Raw genomic sequence first — 9,462 nt, forward strand, 5'->3', positions numbered from 1 at the left:
CCGATTATTAATCGAGATCAAAGAAATAAATTTTATTCCGCGCTTTAGCGCTGGCTAAAGCGCCGCGTTGCGATTAAATTGCTCTGCATCAAAAAATCAGCTTTACGCTTTAAATAACGTATTCGGAAATATTGGGGTCAGCGCATTTTTATGCATTATCTCGCTGGCAAAAGATAAGCGCTATTAAAGCGTGCTGGTTTTTGAGTCCGCAATCAATTGCCGACGGGGTTATCGCTACACCCTCAGGTGTTATTCGTCATCCTGTTCTGCCGCAATACTGGCGCTACCGCGCGTGGATAAGGCCGGGCAGGGAGCAAGGAGCCAAAATGTTAGATGTTGTCGAACTGTCGCGTTTACAGTTTGCGCTAACGGCAATGTACCATTTCCTGTTTGTGCCGCTAACGCTGGGAATGGCGTTTCTGCTGGCTATTATGGAAACGGTCTACGTGCTGTCAGGCAAGCAAATCTATAAAGATATGACCAAATTCTGGGGCAAGCTTTTTGGTATTAACTTTGCGCTGGGCGTGGCCACCGGACTGACGATGGAATTTCAGTTCGGCACCAACTGGTCTTATTATTCACACTACGTCGGGGATATATTTGGCGCACCGCTGGCTATTGAAGGGCTCATGGCCTTTTTCCTCGAATCAACTTTTGTTGGCATGTTTTTCTTCGGCTGGGATCGCCTGAGTAAAGTGCAGCATCTTATGACTACCTGGCTGCTGGCATTAGGTTCGAATTTATCGGCGCTCTGGATCCTGGTAGCCAACGGCTGGATGCAAAATCCGGTCGGCTCCGACTTTAATTTTGAAACCATGCGTATGGAAATGGTCAGCTTTTCCGAACTGATCTTCAATCCGGTGGCGCAGGTTAAATTTGTGCATACCGTGGCCGCTGGCTACACCTGCGGCGCCATGTTCATTATGGGCATCAGCGCTTATTACCTGCTGCGCGGCCGTGATATCGCTTTTGCTAAACGTTCTTTCGCCATCGCCGCCAGTTTTGGGATGGCGGCCGTTCTGGCCGTGATCCTGCTGGGCGATGAATCGGGCTATGTCATGGGCGACGTGCAAAAAACCAAGCTGGCCGCGATTGAGGCGGAGTGGGAAACGCAGCCCGCACCGGCCGCCTTCACGCTGTTTGGCCTGCCCAATCAGCAGGCGCAGCGCAACGATTACGCCATACAGATCCCCTGGGCGCTCGGGCTGATCGCTACCCGCTCGGTGGATGAGCGCGTATCCGGCATTAAAGATTTGATGGCGCAGCACGAACTCCGTATTCGCAACGGTATGCGTGCTTATCAACTGCTGGAACAGCTGAGGGAAGGGGATACCAGTCCGGCGGTGCGCGCGGCGTTCAATGAGGCAAAACGCGACCTGGGCTACGGCCTGCTGTTAAAACGCTATACGCCAAACGTAGCCGATGCCAGCGCAGCGCAAATTCAAAAGGCCACCGAGGATTCTATCCCGCGCGTGGCACCGCTCTACTTTTCCTTCCGCATTATGGTGGCGTGCGGCGTGTTAATGCTGCTGATTACCCTGTGCTGTTTCTGGAGCGTGATCCGTAATCGTATCGGTAACAACCGCTTCCTGCTTAAGTGTGCGCTGTACGGCATTCCACTGCCCTGGATAGCTGCGGAAGCGGGCTGGTTTGTCGCCGAGTATGGGCGGCAACCATGGGCAATCGGGGAAATCCTGCCAACGGCGGTGGCTAACTCCTCGTTGACGGTAGGGCAGCTGCTGTTTTCGCTATTGCTGATCTGCGGGCTTTATACGCTGTTCCTGATAGCGGAAATGTACCTGATGTTTAAATTTGCCCGGCGTGGGCCGAGCAGCTTAAAGACCGGACGTTACCATTTTGAGACGTCTCTCCACGCAGGGAAAGGAGCGTAAGATGATGACCTATGAGCTTTTGCGTTTCGTCTGGTGGTTGCTGATTGGCGTGCTGTTTATCGGTTTCGCCATTACCGACGGTTTTGATATGGGGGTCGGCATGCTGGGGCGGCTGATTGGCCGTAACGACGTCGAGCGCCGCATTATGATTAACACCATCGCGCCGCACTGGGACGGCAACCAGGTCTGGCTGATTACCGCAGGCGGCGCGCTGTTTGCCGCATGGCCCATGGTTTACGCGGCCGCGTTTTCCGGTTTCTATGTGGCGATGATTCTGGTGCTGGCCTCGCTGTTCTTTCGGCCCATCGGTTTTGACTACCGCTCCAAAATAGAAGATCCGCGCTGGCGGGGCATGTGGGACTGGGGCATTTTTGTCGGGAGCTTTGTGCCGCCGCTGGTGATCGGCGTGGCCTTTGGCAATTTGCTACAGGGCGTGCCTTTTTATGCCGACGAATATCTGAGACTGTTTTACACCGGCAGTTTTTTCCAGTTGCTTAATCCTTTCGCCCTGCTGGCCGGCATAGTCAGTGTTACCATGATCCTGACGCAGGGCGCAACTTATCTGCAAATGCGTACCGCTGGTGAACTGCAGCTACGAGTGCGCACGGTCACGCAGATTGCAGCGCTGATAATGATGGTGTGCTTTGTGCTGGCGGGTATTTGGGTGAGGCAGGGGATTGATGGCTATGTGCTGGTTTCAGCGCTCGACCACAATGCGGCATCCAATCCGCTGATTAAAGAAGTGACTCGTGAGACGGGGGCCTGGCTGGCCAATTTCCAGCAGGTGCCGCTGCTATGGATCGTTCCCGGCCTTGGCGCGCTGTTGCCGCTGCTGACCGCTCTTTTTTCCCGTCTGGACAAAGGCGGCTGGGCCTTCGTCTGTTCTTCTTTAACGGTGGCCTGCGTGATCCTGACGGCGGGCGTGGCGATGTTCCCGTTCGTGATGCCTTCGTCCAGTACGGTTAACCACAGTCTTACCCTGTGGGACGCGACCTCCAGCCTGATGACGCTGCAAATTATGACCGTGGCCGCCATCATCTTCGTGCCCCTGATTTTGCTCTACACCGGCTGGTGCTACTACAAGATGTTTGGTCGCGTGACCCGGCAACAGATTGAGGCCAACTCTCATACACTCTATTGATTAAGGAGCTGAACCATGTGGTACTTTGCCTGGATCCTCGGCACGCTGCTGGCCTGTGCGATTGCTGTTATTACCGCGCTGGCAATTGAACACCTTGATGAAGCCTCATAAGGGCTCTGCTTAACGCCATGACTTCACCTTGCGGTTTACCTGCTGGTGAAGTCATGGCCGCCGCTTTAACCCGGCCAGCTGTCTGGCGGTGCCACCCTTTTTAGATGAACCCGCCACGCTGGTTCAGCAACGGCAAAAATTTCGTTCGCCTTTCTCTTTTTTATCTTCTTTTTCCGTCAATAAATGTTTAAGAACTCTCCGTAAAACCTCGTTATTGTTACCAGAAGATAATTATTTTACTTCCCCTCTGGCAACCCATTCCCAAGGCTCAGGCTCTTGCGTATAGTAGCAACGTTTAAAAAGTAATACCGGGATGTAGAGTGAGTACAACGCTGTTTCGATGGCCGGTTCGTGTCTACTATGAAGACACCGATGCCGGTGGTGTGGTTTACCATGCCAGCTATGTCGCTTTTTATGAACGGGCACGAACCGAGATGCTGCGCCAGCACCATTTCAGCCAACAGGCGCTGCTGGCGCAGCAGGTTGGTTTTGTCGTGCGTCGTCTCACGGTTGATTACCTTGCCGCTGCGCACCTTGACGATCTGCTCGAGGTCCAGAGCGAGGTAGTGAAGATGAGCAGAACGACCATGACATTCGCACAACGCATTGTTAATGCAGAAGGCAGGACGCTTAATGAAGCTGAAGTCCTGATCGCCTGCATCAATCCACATCTGATGAAGCCCATTGCGCTTCCCAAGTCTATTGTCGCGGAGTTCAAGCAGTGACTGACATGAACATTCTTGATTTGTTCCTGAAGGCGAGCCTTCTGGTCAAACTTATCATGGTGATTTTGATTGGCTTTTCTATTGCCTCCTGGGCAATCATTATTCAACGTACGCGCATCCTGAATGCGGCAGGTCGCGAGGCGGACGCCTTTGAAGACAAATTCTGGTCGGGTATCGAGCTGTCGCGCCTCTATCAGGAAAGCCAGGCGCGTCGTGACGAGCTGGGCGGTTCTGAACAGATCTTCTATGCGGGCTTTAAAGAGTTTGCGCGCCTGCATCGCGTTAACAGCCATGCGCCAGAAGCCGTGGTGGAAGGGGCAACGCGCGCCATGCGCATTTCGCTAAACCGCGAGCTGGAAGCGCTGGAAAACCATATTCCTTTCCTCGGCACCGTCGGTTCCATCAGCCCTTATATCGGCCTGTTCGGTACGGTATGGGGGATTATGCACGCCTTTATCGGGCTGGGCTCGGTTAAACAGGCCACGTTACAGATGGTCGCGCCGGGTATTGCAGAAGCGCTGATCGCTACCGCCATCGGTCTGTTTGCGGCCATTCCTGCGGTCATGGCGTACAACCGCCTTAACCAGCGCGTGAACAAGCTGGAGCAGAATTACGATAACTTTATGGAAGAGTTCACCGCTATTCTGCATCGTCAGGCGTTCTCCAGCGAGAACAGCAAGTAACAGCGGAGTCATTCAGCTATGGCCAGAACGCGTGGTCGCCATCGTCGCGACCTTAAGTCTGAAATTAATATCGTTCCGCTGCTCGACGTCCTGCTGGTGCTGCTGCTGATCTTCATGGCAACGGCACCCATTATTACGCAAAGCGTGGAAGTGGATCTGCCGGACGCAACGGATTCCAAAACGGTCTCCAGCGACGATAATCCGCCGGTGATTGTGGAAGTCGCGGGCGTGGGACAATATAGCCTGGTGGTCGATCACGATCGTATGGAACAGCTGCCGCCGGAACAGGTTGTTGCCGAAGCGCAGCGGCGCATTGAAGCGAATCCGAAAACGGTGTTCCTGATCGGCGGCGCGAAAGACGTGCCTTACGATGAGATCATCAAAGCGCTGAACTTGCTGCATCAGGCGGGCGTGAAGTCGGTCGGATTAATGACGCAGCCGATTTAATTTATGCGGACCGTTTTTGGGAATCGAAAGTGTCGAAGGTAACCGAACAGAACGATAAGTTGAAACGGGCCCTTATCATTTCAGTGATCCTGCATGTGATTGCGATCGCGATTTTGATATGGAGCTCGTTTGACGAACATATCGACGCCAGCAGCGGAGGCGGCGGTGGCGACATCGATGCGGTGATGGTCGATCCGGGCGCTATCGTCGACCAGTATAATCGTCAGCAGAACCAGCAGAGCGACAGCAAGCGTGCCGAGCAGCAGCGTGAGAAAGCGGCTCAGCAGCAGGCGGAAGAGCTACAGCAGAAGCAGGCGGCCGAACAGCAGCGGCTGAAGGCGCTGGAAAAAGAGCGCCTGCAGGCGCAGAAGGAAGCGAAGCAGGAAGCGGCCGCGCAGGCTGCCGAGCAGAAAAAAGCTGAGGAAGCGGCGAAGCAGGCGGCCGAGGAGCAAAAACAGGCGGAAGCCGCAGCGGCGAAGGCAAAAGCGCAGGCGGACGCGAAAGCAGAAGCGGCAGCTGAAGCAAAAGCGGCGGCAGCAGCCGAGGCGAAAGCCAAAGCCCAGGCCGATGCGAAAGCGCAGGCCGATGCCCAGGCGAAAGCCGCGGCGGACGCACAGAAAAAAGCGGAAGCAGAGGCGAAAAAAGCCGCTGCGGATGCAAAAAAACAGGCTGAAGAGAAAACGGCCGCCGCTGCGGAAGCAGCAAAAGTGAAAGCGGCGCAGGAGGCGAAAGCCAAAGCGCAGGCCGATGCGAAAGCGCAGGCGGCGGCAGAAGCGAAGGCGGCGAAAGAGAAAGCGGCCGAAGAAGCTAAAGAGAAAGCGGCCGAAGAAGCTAAAGAGAAAGCGGCCGAGGCGGCGAAAGAGAAAGCCGCCGCTGCCGCGAAGGAGAAAGCGGAAGCGGCGAAGGAAAAAGCCGCCGAAGAAGCGAAAGCAAAAGCCGATGCCGCTGCGAAAGCGAAAGCAGAGGCGAAGGCCGAAGCGGCAGCGAAGGCTAAAGCGGATGCAGCGGCTAAAGCGAAGGCGGCAGCCGACGCGAAGAAAAAAGCAGCGGCAGAAGCGGCTAAAGAGAGCAGCGACGTTGACGATCTGTTAGGCGGCCTGACCTCCGGCAAGAATGCGCCGAAGTCCGGTAAGGCTGGCGGGGCCGCAGCGGGGCAGGGCAACCAGAAGAAAGCGGGCGCCTCCGGCGCGGCGGTTGACAGCTATCTGGGGCAGGTACAGAACGCTATCCAAAGTAAATTTTATGACGCGGATACGTTTAAAGGGCGGACCTGTAACGTGCATATCAAACTGGCACCGGACGGTATGCTGATTTCCGCCACGTCAGCGGGCGGCGATCCGGCGCTGTGCCAGGCCGCTTTAAACGCAGCGCGCATGGCGAGAATACCTAAACCGCCTAGCGATGGTGTTTACCAGGCGGCGAAAGACGCAGTGTTAGAGTTTAAGCCTTAATAATTTCGGAAACATCCGGCAGGTTGAACTAAGGTCAACTTGCCGTACTCTATAAGTGCACTATGGGTTCGTTGAAACACTGCTAATTATTGTGGACATTGCGTTCAGGTAAGGGAGAGAAGATGAAGCAGGCATTACGTATAGCATTAAGTTTTATGCTGCTGTTTGTCGCCGTGGCGCATGCAGAAGTGCGCATTGAGATTACGCAAGGGGTTAACACCGCCCGTCCTATCGGCGTTGTGCCGTTTAAATGGCAAGGTCCGGGCGCAGCGCCGGAAGATATCGGCGGCATCGTCGCGGCGGACTTACGCAACAGCGGCAAATTCAACCCGCTGGACAGGGCTCGTCTGCCACAGCAGCCAACCACAGCGGCAGAAGTTCAGCCTGCTGCCTGGACGGCGCTGGGTATTGATGCGGTCGTGGTCGGCCAGATCCAGCCAGGCGCTGACGGTAGCTATACCGTTTCTTACCAGCTGGTAGATACCTCCGGTAATCCGGGTGCCGTACTGGCGCAGAACCAGTACAAGGTGACTAAACAGTGGCTGCGCTATGCCGCGCATACCGCCAGCGACGAAACTTTCGAAAAGCTGACCGGTATTAAAGGCGCTTTCCGTACTCGTATCGCTTACGTGGTGCAGACCAACGGCGGCCAGTTCCCGTACGAGCTGCGCGTTTCTGACTACGATGGTTACAACCAGTTCACCGTGCATCGTTCTCCTGAGCCGCTGATGTCGCCGGCCTGGTCAAAAGATGGCAGCAAGCTGGCCTATGTAACCTTTGAAAGCGGTAAATCTGCGCTGGTTGTACAGACGCTGGCGAACGGCGCAATCAGGCAGGTTGCCTCATTCCCACGTCATAACGGCGCGCCTTCCTTCTCGCCTGACGGCAGCAAGCTGGCGTTCGCGCTGTCCAAAACCGGCAGTTTGAATCTGTATGTGATGGACCTGGCGTCGGGCCAAATCCGTCAGATTACCGATGGTCGCTATAACAGCACCGAACCGACCTGGTTCCCGGACAGCCAGACGCTGGCCTATACCTCTGACCAGGCTGGCCGTCCACAAATCTATAAAATCAATGTTAACGGCGGCGCGCCACAGCGTCTGACCTGGGAAGGCTCCCAGAATCAGGATGCCGACGTGAGCACTGATGGTAAATCACTGGTGATGGTAAGCACCAACGGCGGTGCGCAACACGTCGCCAGACAAGATCTGGAAACGGGAGCCGTTCAACAATTAACGGACACGTTCCTGGATGAAACGCCGAGCCTCGCGCCAAACGGCACTATGGTAATCTACAGCTCCACTCAGGGCATGGGTTCCGTACTGCAGCTGGTCTCGACCGACGGCCGTTTCAAAGCGCGTCTTCCGGCTACTGATGGACAGGTCAAATTCCCTGCCTGGTCGCCGTATCTGTGATGCATATAAATATGTATGGCAAACAATAATAGGATCGTAGAAATGCAACTGAATAAAGTGCTGAAAGGCTTAATGCTGGCACTGCCAGTTATCGCAGTGGCTGCATGTAGCTCACACAAAAACAACAACAACGACCAGACCAACGGTATGGGCGATGACGCGAACGGCGGCATGAACAGCGGCATGAACGGCGGCAACATGTCCTCCGACGAGCAGGCACGCCTGCAGATGCAGCAGCTGCAGCAGAACAACATCGTTTACTTCGGTCTGGACAAATATGACATCCAGTCTGAGTTCGCACAGATGCTGGATGCGCACGCAAACTTCCTGCGTAGCAATCCATCATACAAAGTGACCGTTGAAGGTCATGCGGATGAGCGCGGTACGCCAGAGTACAACATCGCCCTGGGCGAACGTCGTGCTACTGCTGTTAAAATGTACCTGCAGGGCAAAGGCGTTTCTGCCGATCAGATCTCTATCGTTTCTTACGGTAAAGAGAAGCCAGCTGTACTGGGCCACGACGAAGCGGCTTACGCCAAAAACCGTCGTGCCGTACTGGTATACTAAGAGAACGATATGATTAGTAACTTCAGACTTCACTTGCTGGGTCTGTCGTTACTGGTTGGCGTAGCGGCCCCCTGGGCCGCTAATGCCCAGGCGTCAATCAGTAACGTAGGTTCAGGCTCGGTCGAAGACCGCGTCACCTCGCTTGAGCGTATTTCTAATGCTCAGGCACAGCTCCTTCAGCAGCTTCAGCAGCAGCTTTCCGATAACCAGCGCGATATCGATTCGCTGCGTGGTCAGATCCAGGAAAATCAGTATCAGCTGAACCAGGTCACCGAACGCCAGAAAGATCTTTATCAGCAGTTAGATAAGGTGAGCAGCGGCGCGCAGGCACCTGCCTCTGGCGATGCAGCCCCGGCAGCGACCGTAGATGGCTCCACAGCCAGTGACAGCGCTTCTGCAGCGCCTGTGCAGGGCGGCGATGCTAACAGCGACTACAACGCCGCTGTGGCACTGGTGCTTGAGAAAAAGCAAAACGAACAGGCTATCGCGGCGTTTCAGGCCTTCGTCAAGAAATACCCGGATTCAACCTATCAGCCTAATGCCAATTACTGGCTGGGACAGTTGAACTACAACAAGGGTAAAAAAGACGACGCGGCCTACTACTTTGCGACCGTAGTAAAAAATTACCCCAAATCCCCTAAAAGCGCCGATGCGTTATATAAGGTGGGCGTAATCATGCAGGAAAAAGGCGACAGCGCGAAAGCCAAAGCCGTTTACCAGCAGGTGGTCAAACAGTATCCAAACACCGATGCCGCGAAACAAGCGCAAAAACGCGCTGCCGCGCTGTAAATGTCGTACTTTGACCAGTTATCGTATGCTTTCTGGTCCAGTCGCATGAAAGTCAGGCAGTTGAGCAGGTTATCTGAAAATAGTGGTTGCGCTGAAACGGTAAATCAGTAATATATGCCGCCGTTGCCGGGACATATGTTAAAACGTTCCGACAGCGCAAAAGTGGGTCGTTAGCTCAGTTGGTAGAGCAGTTGACTTTTAATCAATTGGTCGCAGGTTCGAATCCTGCACGACCCACCAC

Annotated in this window: 10 protein-coding genes and 1 tRNA gene; all 11 read left to right on the forward strand. The window is 54.7% G+C overall.

Annotated features, from left to right (window positions below; genetic code table 11):
• Positions 1–326: 326 nt before the first annotated feature.
• The 11 genes from cydA to KUE00_RS18905 all read left to right on the forward strand — a co-directional run bounded on the left by cydA (position 327) and on the right by KUE00_RS18905 (position 9,461).
• Entirely contained in the window at positions 327–1,892 is a 1,566-nt protein-coding gene (gene cydA, locus KUE00_RS18855) for a cytochrome ubiquinol oxidase subunit I (protein WP_246761527.1), read from the forward strand.
• Between the two features lies 1 nt (position 1,893).
• A complete protein-coding gene (gene cydB / locus KUE00_RS18860) occupies positions 1,894–3,033 on the forward strand; it encodes a cytochrome d ubiquinol oxidase subunit II (RefSeq protein WP_246761528.1) in 1,140 nt (379 codons plus the stop codon).
• A 15-nt stretch (positions 3,034–3,048) separates the two neighbouring features.
• Positions 3,049–3,144, forward strand: coding sequence for a cytochrome bd-I oxidase subunit CydX (gene cydX, locus KUE00_RS18865; RefSeq protein ID WP_246761529.1), 96 nt, complete (start codon positions 3,049–3,051; stop codon positions 3,142–3,144).
• Positions 3,145–3,464: 320 nt separating this feature from the next.
• A complete protein-coding gene (ybgC, locus tag KUE00_RS18870; RefSeq protein WP_246761530.1) occupies positions 3,465–3,869 on the forward strand; it encodes a tol-pal system-associated acyl-CoA thioesterase in 405 nt (134 codons plus the stop codon).
• A 5-nt stretch (positions 3,870–3,874) separates the two neighbouring features.
• Entirely contained in the window at positions 3,875–4,552 is a 678-nt protein-coding gene (tolQ, locus tag KUE00_RS18875; RefSeq protein ID WP_246761531.1) for a Tol-Pal system protein TolQ, read from the forward strand.
• Positions 4,553–4,570: 18 nt separating this feature from the next.
• Positions 4,571–4,999 (forward strand): colicin uptake protein TolR, encoded by a 429-nt coding sequence (tolR, locus tag KUE00_RS18880; protein WP_246761532.1) that lies wholly within the window; start codon positions 4,571–4,573, stop codon positions 4,997–4,999.
• Positions 5,000–5,028: 29 nt separating this feature from the next.
• Complete coding sequence (tolA, locus tag KUE00_RS18885) at positions 5,029–6,450, forward strand: cell envelope integrity protein TolA (protein WP_246761533.1); 1,422 nt, start codon at positions 5,029–5,031, stop codon at positions 6,448–6,450.
• Between the two features lie 122 nt (positions 6,451–6,572).
• A complete protein-coding gene (gene tolB, locus KUE00_RS18890) occupies positions 6,573–7,865 on the forward strand; it encodes a Tol-Pal system beta propeller repeat protein TolB (protein ID WP_246761534.1) in 1,293 nt (430 codons plus the stop codon).
• A gap of 42 nt (positions 7,866–7,907) precedes the next feature.
• Positions 7,908–8,432 (forward strand): peptidoglycan-associated lipoprotein Pal, encoded by a 525-nt coding sequence (gene pal, locus KUE00_RS18895; RefSeq protein WP_246761535.1) that lies wholly within the window; start codon positions 7,908–7,910, stop codon positions 8,430–8,432.
• Between the two features lie 9 nt (positions 8,433–8,441).
• Entirely contained in the window at positions 8,442–9,221 is a 780-nt protein-coding gene (gene cpoB, locus KUE00_RS18900) for a cell division protein CpoB (RefSeq protein ID WP_246761536.1), read from the forward strand.
• Between the two features lie 164 nt (positions 9,222–9,385).
• Positions 9,386–9,461: transfer RNA gene (locus KUE00_RS18905), tRNA-Lys, on the forward strand.
• The last annotated feature ends 1 nt before the right edge of the window (position 9,462 follow it).

Source organism: Erwinia phyllosphaerae, assembly GCF_019132875.1.
Classification (GTDB): domain Bacteria; phylum Pseudomonadota; class Gammaproteobacteria; order Enterobacterales; family Enterobacteriaceae; genus Erwinia; species Erwinia phyllosphaerae.